A 20,697-nucleotide genomic window follows, 5' to 3' on the forward strand; every position below is an offset into this window, starting at 1 on the left:
TTTACCATCCTATTATTACCATTTTTACTAAAAATCCTGCATTTAGATTTATGTCTGTTTTATTTCTTATTCTAACTGTTACTGTGAAATTTCCATTTCCTAAGTCGTTTATGATGCATTTTTCTATATACGGAACAGAGTTGATGTAAGTTGCTCCTGTTAAATCACCGCCTTGCCCTCTTAATAGAGCTGTTCCAGCTAGTGAAAACGTACCATTCATAGGTTTAAAGCTCATAATTGGGGTTACGATATCTGCTGAGCCATTTGGTGTCATAGTAGTAGTTGTTTGTAAGTCAAACTCAGCTTTTGGAACCCCTGTAGATATAGCATTAATATTATTAGCCATTGTCTCAAATGTAGCATCCGAAGCAGTTTGAACTCCTTTACCAGTAATGGCAGATGCTACTTGTGCTTTACCATTACTTACAGATTGCTTTAAATCGACACCATCAACAATCAGACCTTTTATATTTCCATATCCATTAGGGTCTAGTCTTAAAGCATTACCCCAATTCCATCCGCCTACGCCATTTGCTTCATGCGATGGAGCTATATACAAAGAACCGTCTGCCGACTTATGAAAGGCATTAGAATGTACACCCTCTCTAGTGAAAATAAGAGGTACTTCTGCCGTGAATGTGTTCACACTTTTTATAAAATTATTGTTATCATTTCTTACAAAATTAGATGTTTGCGGTGCCCATGGATAACCGAATCCTGTAGGTGAGCCACTGTCATAGATATTGATAACAGCATTTGATAAGCCTGTAAATGTATCATCAAACGAACATGTAGCATCTATTTTAATAGCCAAATGATTTTTTGCAGGTGCTACTAAAATTTGAATGAATAAAGCATCAGCATCATGTTCAATATCGCCAATAAAGAAGCTTTTAGCAAAATCAGGAGATACACTCAAAATACTTTTATCATTACGGGCTAAGACGTTATTAAATTTTCCTATGTTATATATTATCTCTGCTCCACCCGATGCGTTACTGTCAGCAAAAGTGGAAGTCAATGTAGCCTTTATTGTACCTGAAAAACTTTTAAGCGGAATGTACACTTGGGCAATTTCAACATTGGTTGAAGTATGAAAGTCTGTAACAGGAATATTAAAAATTCTACAAGCAAAATTACCATCGAGATTAGTAATAGTTGTATTATTGTAAACACCTTTTTGCCATGAATTTTCAACTTTCGGTTTCATTTGTTCCAAATGTTCAATAACTTCAGTCTCTAAAACATTTAGCTCTAACTTACCTGCTTTTTCATCAACTATTGTTTTTAAATTTTTCCCCATTTCAGCTGAAAGAGCCTTGTTACTTCCTCCACCAGATAAATTATCAACTATTTCAACCTTCTCACTAGCACTGTTTATCTTGTCTTGAACATCTTGACTTAATTTATTCATTGTTACAGATCCATCAGTTAGTAAGCTCCCACTAAATTGTTCATCACCAGTAGTAGGTACGTTTTTAAAAATCAATATACTAACATTATTATCTATTTGTTTTTCAATAGGATTATCGGGAATTGTTAGGACATAACTGCTGCTTGCATTTCCTGTAATATCCCATGAAATTGGTGGTAAGTAAATGCCATTATGGAATACGATAATTTCATCATTATTTTTATCATATAATTCTTTAGGTAAATCCCATGTTTTTTGATTATCCATAGTTGTCTGAAGGTTATAAGTATTTATATTTAATTTTAGGCCACCACCTGTTCCACCTTCTCCACCTTCAATCCATCCTGTATCACCTAAATGGTTATTAACCTGCCCATCATTCGTAATTACCCTTGTGTATGTCTTAGCTGTCTTCTGGGAAATGGCTAGAAAGGTTTGATAGATTTTGTTACTTTGATCATCTGATTTCATGCCTACATAAACATGAAAGTCTTCAATATCGTTTGGAAGTGAGACGGAGCCTGGTTCATTTTCAACATTCCAAAATCCTGACTCCTGTTTATTTAATAAAGAATCTGGTAATGTAATTAATTCTGGTTGATCAGTACCTAAACCATGTGCCTGAACCCATTCCTGAATCTTATTTGCTTTTTCTTGCGCTCCAGAAGGAGTTTCAGCGCCAATATCAATAGAAGTTAAAGGGACATTGCCATCTACATCGGGGGATTTGCCGGCTACCATTGAAACTGAACCAGTACCATCCACTCCCCGTTGAGCAAGTAATATCCAATCCTTATTTGATTCTGAAGGAACTGAATTTTTATTAGTTGTTAGGGATTGCCAGGTAGATCCATTGTAAGTTGTAATATTGTTTTTAACATATTCAGTTGTTGCATTCCATACTGAAGCAGTTCCCCATCCAGCAATTAATTGTGCTGCATTATTTGCTTCTTGAGTCGCATTATTTGCAACTGTTATTGCCTCACTTATGGCATCAGTTAAATTAGTGACCACTTGTGCTGCATTATTGGCATTTATTGTTGCTGCTTCAGCTTCCGTGGATAAGGTTTCCAATTTATATTTCATTTGCTCTAATTCGGCTTTTAAAGCATCTAAGTTCGCCATTAGCTGTCCAGCTTCACCCATTGCCTCATTAACTACTTTTAAAGCAGTATTAGCGTTATCTGAGGCTTCTTGCGCATTCATTGTAGCTTTATTTGCTTCAATAATTACTTTTTCAGTATCTTGTAAAGCAGTAGATACCATCTCAATTGCCTGGTTAATACGTAAAATTAACTCATCCACTTCTTCTCCACCAGCTAAAATATTAATTTGCAGTTGTAATTTTGATAATCCTTCAATAATACGCTGCCAGTTCTCATTTATTTTCATTCGTTCTGCACGACTGACTGGTGATTGTGTTGTGTGTAGACTAATTACCATGGTTTTTCTTCACCATCCTTATTTACATATATAAAAATCTAAAATTAAAAACGATACTGTGAACAGTACCGCCTGAAACTGAAAAATTATTAACACCAACCGCGAGTGAAAGGAGTTTTTTATTTGTATTTTTAAAAACAGAAATACCATTTTTAAAAGATTGAATACCACTAATTTTTAATTCATCAGAGGATGATAAAGAATCATTTAATTGATACACTTCTCCTGTTGTGTGATTTGTAATAGTTACATTATTATTAAAAACTCCTTTTAGGGTTATTTCTAAGTCATTTCTGCGTGGATCCACAGCAACATTGCCATAATTTTTAATCGTGAAAAGATTACTGTTAAATGAGTAAGCTAAATCCTCATCCCAATCAAGACCCATCCCCCACGCCCACTTATCAATATCCCATTCCTTTAAATCTAAAGTCGTTGGAACAGATTCTGCATATATATTTTCACAAATAAATTGTATTTCTAGCTCCCCTACTTTCCGAAGTAGCTCATTTGGTTGGTAGCTATTTGCTAATCTGACCTTCCATCTCTTTCCTGGTTCTGTAGCGAAAATAATATAAAAATATTCCTTGCGAGAAAACAGCATATTGATATCTGCAATAAACAATTTATAGTCATGGTAATCAAATGCTTTATACATAAATTTCGCAGTAATTGTTCTTCCACTAAAACGTGTGCTTGTAAAAATTGGGCCATCTCTGCCATCAACCTCAGTCGATTGGTGCTCTATTGAAACAGAAGGGATGTAATATTTTAATAATTTTAAACTGTAGTCACTTATCAATAATTCGCGACCATTCTTTAAAATCATTTTCATATACCACTTAACCCCCTTGTTAATGCATGGATGCTTGCATTATTATATTGTCTACCACTTACGACATCTACTACCGATTCACCAATAATTTGGCCATCTAATACAGATTGTAGAATAATGGTAGAAGGCGATGAATTTTGAGAAGCAGTGTTATTTTTGAGTTTTTGTTTTGGCGATAATGAAGAGGGTTCATGCAAATTGCTATTTTCCAATAGTTTACTAATATTTGTAGCCTTTTTCATAATTGAATCAAATCCACTAGCAAAACTTCCACCAGCAGCCTGAACTATTGGAGATGCGGGATTGAAATTAAGTACTTTTTCTAGGGTCTGTGAAACACCTTTGATAATATTATTTACAGATTCCTGTAAAGTTGATTGCATTCCCGTCATACCATCGATTAAACCTTGAATTGCATTCTTCCCAATTTCATTCATTGATCCTAAAGTTTCTTCTGTTCCAAGAACGACTTCTTTTATTTTTGCTTGCCATTCACTATTTAATGTTGCCAATTCTGAATTTGCTGTTTGTCTTAGTTTCTCGATTTTAGCCTTTGTTTCTTGTTGTAATGGTTCTAGCTCCTTTATTGCCGCTTCACGTGCAATTAATAGCTTTTTCTCATATAACTCTTGATATTGCATCAGTTCCGCATCAGTCATTCGATTTAAAGCTTCTAGCTGTGCAAGGGCACTTGGGCCCATTGCTTCAAGTTCATCTATAATATCACTAGATAATCTGCGATATTCTAGTTTTGATAACTCAATTCTCCATTGGGATAAGCTATTCACCTGCTCACTTAAATCCTGCGTCAATTTAGAAGAGTCTACAGGATCAGCAATTTTTACTTCATCAAATAATCCGAAGTAACCTTTGATGCTTTTTATTCGGCTTTCTAAAGCATTCTTATAAGCATCATTATGCTTTTGCTCTTCATCCAATAATTTCTTGTTAACATCCTGCGTCTGCTTTAAATAATCATTATTGATGGTTTTAATTTTTTCGCTTATTTCTTTTTTCGTATTATAAAATTTGTCTTCATAATAAATACGTTCATCTGTTCCCGCTTCATATTGAGATAAATACCCCTCATAAATTTTCAATTCTTCAGCAAGAGATATCGAATTGTATTTTTTACGTTTCTCAATATATTCTTTTTCTTTCTCGAATTGATCTTTCGCCATTTCAGAGTAGGCTTTTTTAAACTCTTTTAGTGCGTTTGTCTTTTCTTTTGTACCATCTTTAAATAATGAAGCACTGTATCGCCAAAATTCTGCTTCTTGTTTAGCTGTCATTTCTCCAGCTGATTTTTGGGCTTCGACATATTCTTTTAAGGCATTGAATTTTACATTTGCAGAATTAGATTCAATTTTTTCTATCTTTTCAGCGTATTGTTTTGTAACCGTTTCTTTATCCTTCAATGCTTGCTCTTCAATTTTTTTGATTTGAGCTATTTGATCAGCTGTAAGTGCTACCTGTTTTTTTGCTGCATTGTTTTTGATTGTAGTAATTTTTTCTGCGGCCTGTTGCGAAATTTCAATACTTTTATCCTCAGCCATTTGCTGTAATGCTTCAACTTCAACTGAATTGGCTTTTATTACATCCCTTATGATTTGTTGGACTTTTTCAATTCCCTCTTTAGAAATAGATAAATGTTGTGTGAAATTCGGAATTGAAGCCTCTGCCAATTTCTCAGCAGCTCTGTTTACTCCCTCAGTACCTTGCTCAATCCCAATTGCTAACCCTTCGCCAACACCTTTGCCGATTGCAATCATAACACGTGAAGGAGAATTGATTTTCAATGTACCCTTTATCGCATCACCTATTGATGTGGCTATAGACTTTGCCTTTTTCCATACAAAATCCTTCATATCACCAATACCATTAATTAAACCTTGTATAATATCTTTACCAATTTTGCGCAAATCAAGGGCACTGAAAATGCCAAGTATTTTATCCCAAATATCGGAAATACTTTTTTTAACCTCGCCCATCTTTGTTTCTATGGCTATTTTAAAGTCAAGAAATTTTTGAATAGTGTTTGAAACAAGCTGTATTGCTGTATTTACCACTGTTGCTTTAATAGATTCCCATACATTAATCAAATAGTTTTTTATTGTATTAAAAGTATTTGTTGTCGTCTGACTAAACTTTGTCCATCCTGAAACAACTGATTCAAGAATATTTACTACTACTCCTATAATCGCGTTTTTCAAATTTATCCAAACATCACTCAAAAATAACTTTATTGCATTAAATACACTTTCAGTAGCTTCTTTTAAATTATTCCATCTAATCTCTACCTCACTATAAATAGCATCTAAAGCGCCTGTAAAAATTCCTTTTATAAATTCCCAAGCAGCAGAGAAATAGTTGCTTATTCCTTCAAATATTTCTGTAATGAACTCACTCATAGTGTTAAATACATTCACTACTTGATCAATAATAGTTGAAACAATATCTATAATTGTAGTAGAAATGACATCCCATATAGTAGTAGCAAGGTCAACTATTGATGTCCAAATATCTGATAGGATTCCTATAAAACCAGTCCATATCTCTAGAGCTCCGTCTATAGTTGACGTCCATAATTCGGAAAGTAGTTGGCTAAACTCTTCCCATGCTATTGAAGCCGTTTCTGTAATGCTTGTCCATAATTCAGAGAAGAAGTTAACCATCCCTTCCCATATTTCTATGGCCCCGTCTTTGGTTGACGTCCATAATTTCGAAAGTAGTTGGCTAAACTCTTCCCATGCTATTGAAGCTGTTTCTGTAATGCTTGTCCATAATTCGGAAAAGAAGTTAACCATCCCTTCCCATATTTCTATGGCCTCGTCTTTGGTTGACGTCCATAATTCGGAAAGTAGTTGGCTAAACTCTTCCCATGCTATTGAAGCCGCTTCTGTAATGCTTGTCCATAATTCGGAGAAAAAGTTAACCATCCCTTCCCATATTTCTATGGCCCCGTCTTTGGTTGACGTCCATAAATCGGAAAGTAGTTGACTAAACTCTTCCCATGCTATTGAAGCCGCTTCTGTAATGCTTGTCCATAATTCAGAGAAGAAGTTAACCATCCCTTCCCATATTTCTATGGCCCCGTCTTTGGTTGACGTCCATAAATCGGAGAGTAACTGACTAAACCCTTTCCATACAGTTGAAGCTACTTCTGTGATATTTGTCCATAACTCTGAGAAAAAGTTTGCTATACCTTCCCAAATTTCAACTGCTTTTGCACTTACTACATCCCAATTTTTATATAATGCTATCCCAGCACCTATTAGTCCTGTAATACCAACTACTATCCATCCAATTGGTCCAGATAATACTGCAAAAACAGACCCCAAGCTACTAAATATCCCAACGATTGTACTAACTGTTGAGATTAATGTTCCAAACGCCAGGAGAATTGGGCCAATTACAGTTATAATCCCTCCAATAATAACAATGAATTTTTTTGTACCTTCGCTAAGATTAGAGAACTTTTCAATCCATGGCTGAAGTTTTTCTAAAAAACTTTTAACAATTGGTATTAAAATTTTTCCTATACTTATCCCAATATCTAATAGCTGGTTTTTCATAATTGCTATTTGAGATTCTGTAGTTTGATAACGCTCAGCTGCTTTATCTGATAAAGCTGTGTTTTCCTTCCAGGCAGCTGAAGATGAATTAACAGCTGATGTAAGTAAATCAGAGGCACCCGCCATGCTCAAAAGTACATCCGTTTCGTTTCCACTTACACCTAAATCTGCAAGCACGCTTTTTAGATTAGCACCTCCCTCTGATGTTTCAGCTAATCCCTTCACTAATGCATCTAACGCAGAGGCTGCATCTGTTTCAAAGGCTTTTTTAAAATCTGCACTAGACATGTTAGCAGCCTTCGCAAATCCAGATAAACTTTCTCCACCATCACCCACTGCTTTCTGAATTTTTTGGAAAACCGAAGACATTGCTGCTCCTCCAGTTTCAGCATCAATACCTAGACTGGACATTGTAGCAGCTAACCCCATAATTTGCGCTTCTGTTAAACCAATTTTTGAAGCTTGCTCCGCAAATCCCTTTCCCATTGACATGATGTCAGAGGCTGCAATTCCCATAGTGCTACTAAGCTCAGTAATTGAAGAGCCTAGTCGATCAAAATCACCTTGTCCCATACCCACAATGTTAGCAAAATCAGCAAATTCCTTTGCTGCCTGCTCTCGAGTCATACTTGTAGAGTTTCCCATATCGATTACTGTACGGGAAAAAGATAAAAGATGTTCTTCAGCAATTCCTAATTGGCTAGCCGATTCAACAACTCCCGCAATTTCTGTAGCACTAACTGGAAGCTCTTTAGCCATACCTCTTATACCATCTTCAAGCTTTTTAAAATTTTCCTCACTAGTATTTACTGTTTGACGAACCCCAGTAAAAGCACTTTCAAAATCGATTGCTGCATTTAGGGCATAAGCACCAAAATCTTTTATAGGAGCTGTAACTGTGGATATGCTTTCTCCAACAGATTTCACTTTTCCACCAAACTCCTGAAATTTGTTCCATTTTGATGTTTGTGCACCTAATTGATTATCAACGTCCGTCAATTGTGTGCTTAAACGATTATATTCAGCAACAGCTTCATTAACTGCAATTGCTTGTTGTTCAAGAGCTTCTGTATTTGCTGTTCCGGAGGCAAGCAATTCATCATATTTTTTACGTTGCTCTCCCAATTTAAATCTTGACGCCTCAACTGATCTTGTAAGTACATCATGCTTTTGTGATAAGCCCTCTATGGAATTTTCATATTCATTGCCAAGTGCTTGTATAGCCTGTAATTCTGCACCCATTGCAGTCAAATGTCGTATAGATTGTTCAATGGATCCATCAAAATTAGAAGTATTTAGTCTTAGCTCAACTGGACCAATTTCCGTCATTCCCTATCACCGCCTTTGTCTATCACAACCATGAAATTTCATCGGCTGTAACCTCATATATTTCATCGAAATCACCTGTAAGTTCAAACCAAAAATGAATATCCATTTCGTCAACTTCATGTAATTTGTAACCCTCTTTTATTAATTCTCGATAAAATGCTTTAATTTGTTGGTAAGGCGTTATACCACTAACTTTCCCTCATCATTATTCTGGACAGGTTTAGTTTCAAGCCCACCAATATTCAGCACATTATTGAACACGCGCATAATTTCTTCCTGCAATTTTCCAGCTTCTAGGCCATCCCATACATCATCAATTGTGAATTGATTATCAAATACGTGAACAACAAAGGAAATCATTTCATCAAATGTTTCAACTGAAATTTCATTGCCTTCTTTACGCATTTTTTCGTTCATTTTTAAAGCATTACGGAAAACTCGTGCTTTTACAAAATCATTTGAAAATATTTTCTCTTGTCCATCTATCTTTAATGTTATTTGCATATCTCATCCATCCTTTTCTAGTAGCCTTTTTTTAAACCATTGCCAAATTTTATTTGCTCAACCCTCAATGTTGATTACCTGCAACAAAAAAAGAAGAAACCCTTTAAAGGGCTTCTCTCTAATTATGGTGTTTCTACTGTTTCATTTGGTTTTGCAACAGATTTAAAGAATGTTTCTGCTGTTACTGTTACCCCTACATCTCGTGTATCTACTGTATGTTTAATAACACCATCAATCAATGGCAATGCCTCACCACCAAATGGATATATTTTGTAACTTGTTTCACCTTTTTTACGAGTTGTATTTGTTTCTTCACCTGGTTTTAATTTTGCTTTTAATAGCCAAACCAGCTTAGATCCTGATTCAAAGCCAATTGCAATCGAGTTAGGTGTATCATTTGCATTTGTAATAATACCACCCTCTGCAGATTTTTTATGTCCATACCAATCTACTAGCACATCAGTTGGTAAATCAGCTGTTTCTCCTGCAATAGTAATTGAATCCAACTGCGCTTCCTGATCTACTACTCGATCACCTGCATCTAAATGTGCTTCTGAAAAGTTTGGTGTAAGTGTCAAGGAAATAGGCATCGTTAAAGTTTTCACTTCACCCCATGTCTCTGTCTGCTCATTTGTCATTAGTGCATAGTGAATACGTTTTAAGCTAATTTTTTGTGGTTTTTCATTTACTGTTGTCATTTACATGACCTCCTAATTGTTTATTATTTTTCATCAAAGAAAGCGAATTGTAATACCCTGTTATAGTAAGTTTCGCTAGCAGTATAAGGTTCATCATATTCTAGAGTACGTTCAAAGCCTGCATTTCCCATCAATTGTTTAATGCTTTCTACAATCTGATGAAAATTCGAATTAGACCATACATTCATTTGTATAAGCCGCTCTGTTTCAACTTCAATACCGCCAGCTTCAAAAACTGGCTTCGCACTTATTTCTAAAAAAGTGATAAACTGGTTTGGTTTTGGTGAACCTGTAGGAAATCCATTAAAAATAACGGGCAGACCTAATGGCTCTAAAATAGTAGGTATATGATTCATTAGATCTATCATATTTTTCTCCTATCTTCGTGTATGAGATAAAGTATCGAACAAGCATATTAAATTCAGAAAATATCTCCCTTCAGCATTTGAAATATTGCACTTCTAAAATAAAGTAATAATTCCAATAGTGTTTGCTGACAGTGAGTGATTTTAAAAAAACAAAAAACATCTGCTGATGAGAAATCAGTAGACGTTTCTATTTTTTCTCGCTTATTCAATTGTTTCACCTCCTTTCAAGGTGCTTATCATCTAGCCTTCGATCATTTTTCTAACACCAGCCGTACTGTTTGAAATCATTTGTTTCAAAGTTGATTCTTTCTTCTTCAGCCTCTCTAACCCATTTCTATCAATCCACTTCATTTCCCGATGTAATTCTCTTAATTCTGCATAAAGTTTACGTGTCCTTTCATCAGTATAAAAACATATATACTCTCGACCACATTTTGGACAAGAAAAATATGTTTTTTCAATTGTATGGTCTAGTCTGTCTTTTTTAAAATGTTGTATATAGAATTTATGACCACAGGATTTATTGCACTTTGCATATATTGGCTCCATCTACACACTTCCCTTCAAAAGTTTTGAGCTATAAAAAGACCACTCGCATTTGAGTGGTTCCTAGCGTTCTTTAATATAATAATTATTCAGTAACAAATCTTTACACTATCATCATATAATGGAATCTCAAGAGTTTCTATTCATACTACTAAGTGTCAGTGGAAGGAAAGCTTTTTTATTAGTTAAATACGTATTGTTCAAACTTTTACACTACCATCATATAACGGAATTCCAACCCTTTCTATTCATACTACTGAGTGTCAATAAAAAGAAAGATCAATTTAGAACATCTACATTAATTCAATAGAAGAAGCTGAAATAAAATCTGTTCTAAATCTTAAAAGCGCTAGAAATCAATGTTTTAAAATTGATTTCTAACGCTTTTCTGGAGTGAAGCTCGCTAATTAATTTATGTGCCAACCACAAGTTATAAACATTTTCTTAAATTTCGTCTGAACCTCTGTCCTATCTCAGGAATCTTGCCTCTGCAATTTTATTAACAATGTGTAAGTTTTATTTCATGAGCAAACTTTATCATTTTAGCAATCTCCGCATGTTTTTTATAAATATAGCTTGCACTATAGTTTAAAACTTCAGCTATTTCTTCTAATGTCATTCCATCTACATATTTCAATTTTAATATTTTATGATTTAACCCACTAAATCTATTAATTAGCTCTAAAAAATTTTTTTGTTCCAAGAGCTTAACTTGCAACTCCCGATCAATCCGTTCAATTCGTTCCTCAAGTTTTGCACCATCAGAATCAGCCGTAAGTTTTACCCCAACTAAATCACCATTCACCCATCTTTTTAATTCTTTCTGTGATCTCTCAAGATTATATTCTAAATATGCTATTTCCTCTTGAATTTGTTGATAATCTCGTAACCAATCGTACATTCATAGCACCCACTTTTATTTATATTTTTTGTTATACCTTTTCTGATTCAATTTCCTACTATAAAAAATATTATGTATTTTAAATGATTAAAATTGTTTTAAAGATGAATGTTTACCCCAAATAGAAAATCATTCTTGTTTAGCACTATTAGAAATTTGTGAAAGTAATTCATTTACACCTGCAACAAATACCTTTAAACGGTATTTTTTGTTTAATATTATACCTTTTTTTTATGTATGTGTTTTTATTTTGCATTAAAATAACCTCCCTTGTTTTTAAAGATTTTCTTTAAATATAATATTTAATTAATTACATTATAATACCTTTAAACGGTATAGTCAAGATAAAATACTTTTAAAAGGTATTTTATAGTTTACACCACTACTTTTTATAAGTATTATTATTAAAAGGAGGTGCATGAATATATGGAAAACTCAGATAAACTAAAAATTGTTTTCTCAAAAAACCTAAAACTGCAATTAGATAAAAGAGGCTTGAATCAAACAGATATGGCAAGAGATTTAAATATCCCTGAAACAACTGTTTCTAACTGGATGAAAGCCAGCACTTACCCCAGACCGGATAAAATTCAATTAATGGCGAACTACTTCAATATTAGACGCTCCGATTTAACGGAAGAGCAACCTACTAATTTAATAGAGGTACAGCCAAATTTCGTAAAAATTCCTATCCTAGGTACAATTGCTTGTGGAGAGCCAATTCTAGCTCAACAAAATGTAGAAGGCTATATGTATGAATTTTCCGAGTTATTACCAACTGGGAATATTTTCGCTTTAGTTGCTAAAGGGGACTCAATGGAGCCGACTATACCAAATGGCTCTAAAGTTTTGATAAGGGAACAAAGTGAAGTCGAATATGGTGAAATAGCAGCTGTACTTGTAAATGGAGATACTGAAGCAACACTAAAACGTGTTAAAAAACAGGGTGAAACCATTTTACTTATGCCAGATAATCCAAAACATGAACCTTATATTGTGAACGAAAATAATCCTGCTAAAATTATCGGAAAAGCTGTCAGTTTTAAAGTTACACTCTAGTTGTTTAAGTACAAAAATATTAAAAATAGAACCAAGTGTAACTCAAAGGTTGTTGGAAATAAATTTAGATAAAAATGTAGTTCTCTTTCATTCATTACATTAAAATATTGGATAAATAGAAAATTAAGTTTATTTACACAAAAGAAAGGGGGTTAAATATTTGATTAATATATTAGTAGGGATATTCCTACTAAGTGGTTTCATAGCTGCGATTTTTCTGCTTCTTGCCATTTTTAATTTCATAAAGTTGGATAAAATAAAAGCTGTAAAAATGTTGAAATTTACAGGCATCTCAATTGTCATTTTTATATTGTGTTTCATTGCAGTAGGGGAACTTGGACTTAATAATGCTGAAACTCCTAAAAAAGAGAAGCAAGAAGAAAAACCTGTGGAGAAGATTGAAACGTCAGACGATGTAACTTGGCAAGATAAAGTGAAAGAGATTGCTGGTCTTAACAATACACCTACTGAAAAATTCGATACTATTGTAGCTTATGCTAAAAAATATCCATCGACAAAGGCTGAAATTAAAGAATTTGAGAATTACATTATAGCTGAGTATAAAAACAAAAAATATTTAGCGGATATAAAAGATGAAACCTATTTATTAAGCAATATTTTTAAGGCATATGTTATTAATAGATATTATGGGGATGAAGAAACACCTATTAATGATTTTGTCTATGGATTTTATCAAAATTCTAATAATGTTTTGAGAGGAATCGAATCAAGCAATAGCAATACAATTAAATATAATGAACGCCAAATGGATAAAGCGCTAGCAGCCATTGAAAGCCCATAAAATGTCACTTTTTTTGTGACATTTTTTTATGTTTAAAACACATACTTGAAAAAGAGATTTTCAAGTTAAAGGGCAAATTCTTTATATCATTATAATAACTGAGTCTTTCATTTGATTTTTTTATATCGGAAGAAGTAGTATGGAGTTGTAACAAGAGAGGCAGTACATATCCACACTATTATATTAATGTAATAATATCAGAGGAGGAATTCATGATGAATTATCAAAACATTACAGTTGCAGGTAGCGGAGTATTAGGTAGTCAGATTGCCTATCAAACAGCTTTTAAAGGCTTTAATGTAACGGTTTACGATATTAATGATGAAGCTTTGAAAAATGCGCAGGATCGTATCACAAAATTAAAACCATTTTATCAGCAAGATTTAGGAGCCTCACAGGAAGAAGTAGATGCGGCATATGCTCGCCTAACATTTAAAAGCAATCTTGCGGAAGCGGTTGCAGATGCTGATCTTGTCATCGAAGCAATCCCTGAGGTGGTCAAAATTAAAATTGATTTTTATACTAGCCTTGGCAAAGTAGCTCCTGCGAAAACTATTTTCGCTACAAACTCTTCTACATTATTGCCAAGTCAATTTGCTGAAGCAACTGGCCGCCCAGAAAAGTTTTTAGCACTTCATTTCGCAAACACAATTTGGAAAAACAACACTGCTGAAATTATGAAACACCCAGGCACAGACATGAAGATATTCGACGAGGTCGTAGAATTTGCTCGTGCAATCGGCATGGTGCCACTACCATTATATAAAGAGCAGCCAGGCTATATTTTAAATTCATTACTCGTACCATTTTTAGATGCAGCTGAATCTTTACTCGTAAAAGAAGTGGCTGATCCAGAAACAATTGATAAAACATGGATGATTGGTACAGGAGCGCCACTTGGACCATTTGCTATCCTAGACATTGTCGGCATTAACACAGCCTATAACATTGTAGAAGCAAAAGCAGCAGCGTTAGGCGATGAAAACATGAAAAAACTCGCTAATCTGTTAAAAACAGAGTATATCGACAAAGGCAAACTCGGCCGCGCAACAGGCGAAGGCTTCTATAAATATCCAAACCCAAGCTTCGCAAAACCTGATTTCTTAAAAGGCTAATTATCAAACGATGCACATAGCTATTAAAGCTGTGCATCGTTTTTTATTGAATAGAGTTCTCAATATGACTTCGATTTAAAATGATTTGAGCCAGCAAATAAAATGATTGGCTGTAGGGCAAACTGATTGGGTTTCACTACAAACCAAACGGGCTACACATTTTATTGATCGACTTCCTCCACAAATCGCTCGGGCTACCCCTTAAATTGATCAGCTTCCACTCAAAACTGCTCGGGTTACCCCTTATATTGATCACCTTCCTCCACAAACCGCTCGGGCTACACACTATATTGATCGGCTTCCACCACAAACCGCTCGGGCTACACATTTTATTGACCTGCTTCCTCCTCAAACTGCTCGGGTTACACACTATATTGATCGGCTCCACTGAAAACCGCTCGGGTTACCCCTTATATTGATCGGCTTCCACTCGAAACTGCTCGGCTTACACACTATATTGATCAGCTTTCACTCAAAACCGCTCGGGTTACCCCTTATATTGATCAGCTTCCTCCTCAAACCGTTCAGATTACCCCTTAAATTGATCCGCTCCCATCACTATAGGCAACGTTCAAGGTATCGAGAAATAAGTCTCCTCTAAATTTTCATAACAGATTCTGGTTATACGCATAGTATAAACCAACACTAAGAATTACTGATCGGAGGGATTATTATCAGCAATAATAAAATTGCATCGATTAATTTTGTGCTGACTGCCTTACTTCTTTTAGGCATAACAACCTATTATCTTTACAACCAATCACCTCTTCAAATGGGACGCTTAGGTAATGTAGGATTTTGGCTGGCCTTCCCATTGTCTATCATTAATATACTGGTGAGCTTTAAGCTGCTGAAAAATAAGGCACATAGCACTCGAGACCCCTTATAACCTACAAAACTCCAAATTCAGTGAAATTTGGAGTTTGCTTATTATAAAAATAAAACCATATAATCCTCATCAACATATTGCTGTCTTACTTTTAGTGCTCTTCTCTCTGTTCCAAAAACCTCAAATCCCAAAGAAGCATACAATTTTTTTGCTGACGTATTTGTAGACACAACCGTTAAATTAAGCTGCTCAATCCCCTCTAATTCCTTTGCCTTCTTGATGATTTCGTCCATTAAATATCTACCAATACCATGCCCGCGCATTTTTGGAGAAACGTAAACAGCAAAGATACTTGCCTTATGTCTTAACTTCTGCTTACTTTCTTGTACTAGCGTTGCAACACCCACTAATTCTTCGTTATAGAATGTTCCAAATGTGTAAGAACCCTGTGATTCTAACCTCTTTGCAAATTGCTCAAGGGTAAAATCATTTTCCTCCTCAAAGCTAGAACCAAATGCCTCTGGATTAATTTGTAGCCCTTCTAATCTTATATCCCGATACATTTCAGCCTCTGCTGCACTTAATATTCTAATATCCATGCTTTTTCCTCCAAAAAATTTATTTTATATGTACATCCACTACTCATTTCCCTAAAATGGAAATATCAGCAAAAAAGGAGATCTTACATTGAAATCTAATAGTATGATGAAGCATTTTCACACCTTACAAGAGCAAAGAGCTCACTATATGCCCTCGATTCATGCACTCTCACAGGAAGAGCTATGGTATCGTAGCGAGGCGGGAAAATGGTCTATTGGCGAGCACCTTTATCACCTTTATTTAATCCTTAGAATGCTTAAAACAGCAACTAAATGTTCCCTATTTCTCATCCCCTACGCAAAAATGCGAAGAAATAAGCCTTTCACCACTGAAATACATGATATTTACGAAGAATATAAACACCAAAAAGGGAAAGGAATGAAGGCACCAGGAATATTAGTGCCATCTCAGAAAATTCAGTATTCCTTAAACAGCAAAGATATTGAGCAATTCCTCGTAAACGACACTATGGCTATGAAAAAATTGGTGGAAGGTATTGAGGAGGATATCGCAGGACATATCATTTTTCCTGATTCTATTGCTCATTATCCAAACCTTATTCAAGCTATTCAATTGCTTGCTATACATGAAAGGCATCATTTTGAGATTATAGAAAGATTGATAGGAGCTAATCACTTCATGTTTCGAAGTTGACCTAAAAAATTAATGCAAAGGCAATTTTTTAGGTCATCTCTATGTAAAATCTCTAAAGCAGCATTCTTAAAAACTTTTCAAAATGCACGCCTGCCTCGGGCGGAACTTGCTCCTTAGAAGTTGCTTCAATCGCAGCAGCTAAAAACGTCTCTGCAAGCTTCATTGACTCCACTAAATCTTGTCCACGCATCATGCCACCCATAATAACAGATGCAAACAAATCACCTGTGCCTGAATAACTCTGACCATTATAATCACGGATACTATGAAAAGAACGCTCTGCATCAACATACATATTGCCCACATAACGCTGACCTTTATCCGCTGCTGGTGGATTTAAGCCGGTAATAATAACGTTCGCCCCAGTCACCTGCTGAAGCTGATGACCAGCCTGCTCCAGTGCCTGAAAATATGCTAAATCATTGGCATAACTCTGAAGCTTCTCATACGCCAAACCAGTAAGCAAACAGCATTCTGTAACATTTGGCGTAATAATATCAGCACACTTTACTAACTCTTTCATACGATCAAGTAACTCGCCAGTGAACATTTTATAAACCTCGCCATGATCCCCCATCACCGGGTCAACAAGAAGTTTCGTTTCATTTGAGTGAAACACATTTAAAAAACGAAAAATATTATCAATTTGCTCCTTACCTGTAACAAAGCCTGTGTGAATACCATCAAAGGTTGCTCCAAGCTTACTCCACTCATCCACAAAGTAGTCCATCTTTGACGTTAAATCCTCACAATAAAAGCTCGAGTACCCTGTTTGTGCTGTTAAAATCGCAGTCGGCAAAGGCACTGCCTGAACACCCATCACAGATAGCACAGGGATCGCAGCCGTTATTGAGCACTTTCCAAAGGATGACATATCCTGAATTACAGCAACTTTTTTCATCATACATTCCACCTAACTAATCCTGCTTATACTCTCCCCATCGTATCACAATTAGAAAGAAGCGAAAATAACCGCAATCTGACCCCTACCTTTTTTATAAAATTGGCACTTTTACAACAGTCAGACCTTTGCTAAAGTAAAAATCATCAAAATATTCATCATAGTGAGGAAGATACAGATGCAAAATATACAAAGGCAATCCTATACAAAATCACGCACGAAAACATTTGATTTAGTGATTACAGCCATTTTAGCTGCACTTGTTTTTGTTGCCACAATGTTTATCAATCTTAAGCTACCATTTGGCCAAGGTGGGCTTATTCATTTAGGGACATCTATGCTTTTCATCTCAGCGATTTTATTCGGTTCTAAAAAAGGGGCACTTGCTGGAGCAATTGGGATGGGCTTATTCGATATCGTAGGTGGCTGGTTAATTTGGGCACCAACTACTATTATTTCGCGCGCATTACAGGGCTTTATCGTTGGTAAAATCGCTTGGTCTAAAGGAAATAACGGTGACAATATCGGACTAAACATTTTAGGAGCAGTCGTGTCCATGCCCGTGATGATTGCCATTTATTATGTTGGGCAAGCAATAATGTTTAATAGCTGGATCGCACCATTAGCATCCATTCCTGGAGATGTCATTCAAAACATTGTCGGATTAATAATCGCGATTCCTGTATGTATCGTGCTGAAAAAGACACCCTACTTCAAAAAGAATTTTTAATCTAAAACAAACACGCCATCTTGCTGTTGTGCTTGCAGCAAAGATGGCGTGTTTGTTGAATTTTTTTCAAATGGCAAGAATGTAGGGTTTTTTTCATACTATATCTTGGAGGTGAAAAAATGCCAAGAGTAAAATACATTGATAATGACGTTTCCTTAGTGGCAAGAATGATGAGAGCTGAAGCGGTAGGAGAAGGAAACCAAGGAATGCTATATGTTGGCAATGTCATTGTGAATCGTCTTGTATCAAATTGTTTAGACTTTAAAGATTTAAGAACAATTGAAGATGTTATTTATCAGGTACAGGGAGGAAATTTTTCTTTTGAAGCTGTTCAAAAAGGGAATTTATTTTACCAAAGAGCGCGATCTTCTGAAAAAAGATTAGCAAAACAGACTTTGGATTATTGGAGACAACATCCAGCCAAATATGCACTTTGGTACTTCAATCCATATGCCCCATGTCCCCCAACATGGTATGGTCAACCGTTTACTGGGCAATTTAAGAACCATTGTTTTTATGAACCAGCTCCAGATACTTGTGAAGGTGTTTATACGGGATAGATAACGTAATAGTAATGCTACAAGTACAACCATTTTTACAGAAAGAAATCTTATATATTTAATGTATTTTTCCTCATAAACGACTATTTTAAAACCACACATTTCACTTTGCTAAAGTCAGAAATGTGTGGTGTAGTTATTTACTATTCCTAAAAAAGATCCATCGGCATATTTTCCATAAATTCCCTTACTTCTCGAATACCAGGAAGCTCTCTTTCTACAAGTTCCACACCTAGTATTTTTGCAAGCGGTTGAAGCATTGGTCTTACTTCTTTAGAGACAAATATTTTACTTGGTCTTACCTCTAAGCCTTGTAAATATGCCCATAAAATGCTCTGTGCCATTGGGGGGGTTTTAGGCATAGAGATTACCTCATGTCCAATCACCAAATTGCTTCCTCGTTCAACAAGTATGCCAACAATCGGATAAACATAGCGGTTGGTTTGTTCCATTTCTACACCAAAGGGCATGTAAAATAAATCATATTCTAATTGTAACGCACTTTTAGGCTTTTTCTTATATTGCGCTTTTTCAAACATTGAAATTTCCTCATAGCACTCGAATGTTGGCTTTGAGACCTGAATTTTCAACAGATAAATTTCTTGTAACTCGCCATCCGTTTTTACTTTAAATGCTGGATATTCATGTGCAGCTACCTGCGGATATTGCCAGCCATCCTTCCGAATTTCTGTTATATTAATCATCGTACTGATAACATCAATTAAAAGCTCTACTTCTATATAATTTGGTCTTTCAGGATGTGTTCCCTCTAGATAGCTACGGAATTGAATCCAATTCTTCTTTCCTCTATATGTTAGCCCACAATCTTTAATAAGCTGATAATCTGCTGGTTCTAACTCATCTCTATCAACAAAATTAACAGTTAAAGCATTTAAACTATAGGAAAAATCGCTCGATAAATTTTTCTCAAAAAGAATTTTCGCTAAGCTATCATAGCCATGCTCAAGATCAAATACCATTAATCCAAACTCTCCACCAGCAGCTCCCATAACAGAAACAAGTACCTTGTCATTCATATCTCCATAATCAATCACAATAATCTCATTGCTTTCTAAGTATTCCCACGGCTTTAATTTTTTTAGATCATTCGCAAGCTCCAATAAAGTAAGGTAATCTGGTTCCTGACTTTCTAGAAAATCTATAATTCTTTCCATTTCCCTAGCCGCTATCCATTCATTGATTTCCTCGATATTAATCTTGTTTAATTTCCCCGTGTGAATATCACCTGCTCCAGCAATACAAATTGCCTTTTCTGAATCCATTGGTAATTGCACATAACTATCTAACCGAATAATAAATAATTCATTGGTATCAATAACCTGTCCAATCGCTTCATCACCAGACTTTCGGAACCATTTGATGACCAGCTCCTCCTCTGAATCTAAATCCGTGTCATTATCAGGTAAAAATAATATTTTTTCTTTATTCGCAGATACTTGTCCATCTTTTTTAACTATTTCAAAATTAACATATTCCGCATCATCCAAATCAAAGCTTAGCAATAAAAGCTCATCTAATAAATCAAATCTACTTTCCTCTGGCAACAAAAGCTTTCGATAGATTTTCGGCTTTTTCTTGCTCTCTATATGGAGTTGTATCATGATTTAACCTCTTTTCTATTTGTTAAACTGCCGGGATGAAATCATAGCTTATAAATCTGCTCTTCATTGATAGCCATCCTCATAGTAAACCACTTTTTATTAACTTTACTGACAAACTCTCTATGCTGCAAGATTTTATACTCCTTGTTTGCCATGGACAAATTAAATAAGCATGGTTGCGAGAAAAATAGCCCCTTTTAAAATGTGGAATA

General features: G+C 35.2%; 18 protein-coding genes. 6 read left to right on the forward strand and 12 right to left on the reverse strand.

The window, feature by feature from the left end:
* Position 1 precedes the first annotated feature (1 nt).
* The 9 genes from QNH24_RS21155 to QNH24_RS21195 all read right to left on the reverse strand — a co-directional run bounded on the left by QNH24_RS21155 (position 2) and on the right by QNH24_RS21195 (position 11,613).
* A complete protein-coding gene (locus QNH24_RS21155; RefSeq protein WP_283869412.1) occupies positions 2–2,857 on the reverse strand; it encodes a hypothetical protein in 2,856 nt (951 codons plus the stop codon).
* 22 nt (positions 2,858–2,879) lie between these two features.
* Entirely contained in the window at positions 2,880–3,692 is an 813-nt protein-coding gene (locus tag QNH24_RS21160; protein ID WP_283869413.1) for a distal tail protein Dit, read from the reverse strand.
* Positions 3,689–8,596: a phage tail tape measure protein gene (locus QNH24_RS21165; protein ID WP_283869414.1), complete on the reverse strand. Its 4,908-nt coding sequence runs from the start codon at positions 8,594–8,596 to the stop codon at positions 3,689–3,691. The genes QNH24_RS21160 and QNH24_RS21165 overlap by 4 nt, the downstream gene beginning before the upstream one ends.
* Positions 8,597–8,776: 180 nt before the next feature.
* The gene (gene gpG, locus QNH24_RS21170) at positions 8,777–9,100 is read right to left on the reverse strand and encodes a phage tail assembly chaperone G (protein WP_283869415.1); all 324 of its coding nucleotides are present in this window, start codon (positions 9,098–9,100) and stop codon (positions 8,777–8,779) included.
* 122 nt (positions 9,101–9,222) lie between these two features.
* A complete protein-coding gene (locus QNH24_RS21175) occupies positions 9,223–9,798 on the reverse strand; it encodes a major tail protein (RefSeq protein ID WP_283869416.1) in 576 nt (191 codons plus the stop codon).
* A 23-nt stretch (positions 9,799–9,821) separates the two neighbouring features.
* Positions 9,822–10,166: a hypothetical protein gene (locus tag QNH24_RS21180; RefSeq protein WP_283869417.1), complete on the reverse strand. Its 345-nt coding sequence runs from the start codon at positions 10,164–10,166 to the stop codon at positions 9,822–9,824.
* Positions 10,167–10,219: 53 nt separating this feature from the next.
* Positions 10,220–10,375, reverse strand: a complete 156-nt coding sequence (locus tag QNH24_RS21185) for a hypothetical protein (protein ID WP_283869418.1) — start codon at positions 10,373–10,375, stop codon at positions 10,220–10,222.
* A 31-nt stretch (positions 10,376–10,406) separates the two neighbouring features.
* Positions 10,407–10,715, reverse strand: coding sequence for a hypothetical protein (locus tag QNH24_RS21190; RefSeq protein ID WP_283869419.1), 309 nt, complete (start codon positions 10,713–10,715; stop codon positions 10,407–10,409).
* A gap of 496 nt (positions 10,716–11,211) precedes the next feature.
* Entirely contained in the window at positions 11,212–11,613 is a 402-nt protein-coding gene (locus QNH24_RS21195; RefSeq protein WP_283869420.1) for an ECF-type sigma factor, read from the reverse strand.
* A 426-nt stretch (positions 11,614–12,039) separates the two neighbouring features.
* Between QNH24_RS21195 and QNH24_RS21200 the strand changes: the two genes are divergently transcribed.
* From QNH24_RS21200 to QNH24_RS21210, 3 genes are all read left to right on the forward strand, one after another.
* On the forward strand, positions 12,040–12,672 hold the full coding sequence (locus QNH24_RS21200; RefSeq protein WP_283869421.1) for a LexA family protein: 633 nt from the start codon (positions 12,040–12,042) through the stop codon (positions 12,670–12,672).
* Between the two features lie 160 nt (positions 12,673–12,832).
* Positions 12,833–13,474 (forward strand): hypothetical protein, encoded by a 642-nt coding sequence (locus QNH24_RS21205; RefSeq protein ID WP_283869422.1) that lies wholly within the window; start codon positions 12,833–12,835, stop codon positions 13,472–13,474.
* Between the two features lie 215 nt (positions 13,475–13,689).
* Positions 13,690–14,589 carry a 3-hydroxyacyl-CoA dehydrogenase gene (locus QNH24_RS21210; protein WP_283872909.1) on the forward strand — a complete coding sequence of 300 codons (900 nt, stop codon included), beginning with the start codon at positions 13,690–13,692 and terminating at the stop codon, positions 14,587–14,589.
* 930 nt (positions 14,590–15,519) lie between these two features.
* Here the strand turns inward: QNH24_RS21210 and QNH24_RS21215 are convergent.
* Positions 15,520–16,017: a GNAT family N-acetyltransferase gene (locus QNH24_RS21215; RefSeq protein ID WP_283869423.1), complete on the reverse strand. Its 498-nt coding sequence runs from the start codon at positions 16,015–16,017 to the stop codon at positions 15,520–15,522.
* An 88-nt stretch (positions 16,018–16,105) separates the two neighbouring features.
* Between QNH24_RS21215 and QNH24_RS21220 the strand changes: the two genes are divergently transcribed.
* Positions 16,106–16,672 carry a DinB family protein gene (locus QNH24_RS21220; protein ID WP_283869424.1) on the forward strand — a complete coding sequence of 189 codons (567 nt, stop codon included), beginning with the start codon at positions 16,106–16,108 and terminating at the stop codon, positions 16,670–16,672.
* Between the two features lie 52 nt (positions 16,673–16,724).
* Here QNH24_RS21220 and QNH24_RS21225 read toward each other — a convergent pair whose 3' ends face one another.
* A complete protein-coding gene (locus QNH24_RS21225; RefSeq protein ID WP_283872911.1) occupies positions 16,725–17,573 on the reverse strand; it encodes a pyridoxamine kinase in 849 nt (282 codons plus the stop codon).
* Between the two features lie 178 nt (positions 17,574–17,751).
* On the opposite strand from QNH24_RS21225, the gene QNH24_RS21230 reads away from it, so the two are divergent.
* Positions 17,752–18,303, forward strand: coding sequence for an ECF transporter S component (locus QNH24_RS21230; protein WP_283869425.1), 552 nt, complete (start codon positions 17,752–17,754; stop codon positions 18,301–18,303).
* 119 nt (positions 18,304–18,422) lie between these two features.
* Positions 18,423–18,863: a cell wall hydrolase gene (locus QNH24_RS21235; RefSeq protein WP_054770595.1), complete on the forward strand. Its 441-nt coding sequence runs from the start codon at positions 18,423–18,425 to the stop codon at positions 18,861–18,863.
* Positions 18,864–19,012: 149 nt separating this feature from the next.
* On the opposite strand, the gene QNH24_RS21240 is transcribed toward QNH24_RS21235, so the two are convergent.
* Positions 19,013–20,485, reverse strand: a complete 1,473-nt coding sequence (locus QNH24_RS21240) for a DUF7309 domain-containing protein (protein WP_283869426.1) — start codon at positions 20,483–20,485, stop codon at positions 19,013–19,015.
* Positions 20,486–20,697: the final 212 nt, after the last annotated feature.

The sequence above is a fragment of the Lysinibacillus pakistanensis genome (assembly GCF_030123245.1).
Classification (GTDB): Bacteria; Bacillota; Bacilli; order Bacillales_A; family Planococcaceae; genus Lysinibacillus; species Lysinibacillus pakistanensis.